General features: G+C 64.9%; 1 protein-coding gene. It reads right to left on the minus strand.

Features of this window, described 5'->3' with window-relative positions:
* Window positions 1-557, minus strand: a 557-nt coding sequence (locus A5780_RS31455) for a TraM recognition domain-containing protein (protein WP_231983161.1), incomplete at its 3' end; no start/stop codon positions are given.
* Window positions 558-587 lie beyond the last annotated feature (30 nt).

The following is a 587-nucleotide window of genomic DNA, read 5'->3' on the forward strand; positions in this document are numbered from 1 at the left end:
GAGCGGGAGTGGTCGGCGACGTCGTGGTCGTCGACCAGGCGCGCCCATTGCTCGAGGTAGGTGGGAGTGGCGATGTTGCCGCCGTAGATTTCGATCGATTGCGCGCGGATGACGGTGAGTCCGTTTGCGCCCCACAGGTCTTCGGCTTGTTCGAGGACCTGCACGATGGTCAAGAGGATGACGCCGCATCCGGCGGCGTAGGTGTAGTAGTTGGGCAAGGCGTCGATGAGTGCGCAGTTGGCTGCTTCGTCGAGCACCGCCAGCAGCGGCACGGCGAGGCGGCCGTCGGGGCGTGCACGCGCGGACGCCAGCGCGGATTCGAGGATTTGACCGACGAGTGCGGCGGTGAGGGCTGCGGCGGAGTCGGGTCCGGTCATCGACAGCCCGTACAGGGTGTCGTTGCTGGTGATGAACTCGGCGGGTTTGAATTCGGGCAAGTTGTGCGTTGCCGCCGCGGGGGTGGTGTCGATGACGATCGATTCGCCGGTCTCGTAGACGGTGACATGTTTGCGGGCGGGTGGGGTGATCATGGTGGCATAGCCCTCGTCGGAGAGCACATTCAAGAACCGGCGCGCCATGTCGTACAA

Origin of the sequence: Nocardia sp. 852002-20019_SCH5090214 (assembly GCF_001665865.1) — a bacterium.
In the GTDB taxonomy this organism is placed as follows: Bacteria; Actinomycetota; Actinomycetes; order Mycobacteriales; family Mycobacteriaceae; genus Nocardia; species Nocardia nova.